Raw genomic sequence first — 230 nt, 5'->3', positions numbered from 1 at the left:
CTAGGTGACCAAAGATGCCGGTTTTGCTGTTTCCAATAACTGGTTTGCAGTTCTGGACATTCCCTGAACAATTTCCAGGCTGAAATGCCCTTTAACCAGCGCACAATATTAGTGACTGATAGTTTAGGTGGGGCACTAATCAATAAGCGAATATGGTCGTCTTTGCCAATTTCCATGTGGGCAATCCTAAATCCATATTTTGAAGCAATTTCACGTAGACACTGCTTCAA

The 230-nt window shown here is 42.2% G+C and carries 1 protein-coding gene; it reads right to left on the bottom strand.

The window, feature by feature from the left end; translation table 11 throughout:
* Window positions 1–230, bottom strand: a 230-nt coding sequence (gene tnpA, locus QOR82_RS09260) for an IS200/IS605 family transposase (protein ID WP_283584436.1), incomplete at both ends; no start/stop codon positions are given.

Origin of the sequence: Limosilactobacillus difficilis, assembly GCF_947387495.1 — a bacterium.
Classification (GTDB): Bacteria; Bacillota; Bacilli; order Lactobacillales; family Lactobacillaceae; genus Limosilactobacillus; species Limosilactobacillus difficilis.
This window is presented reverse-complemented; position numbering and strand designations above follow the sequence as displayed.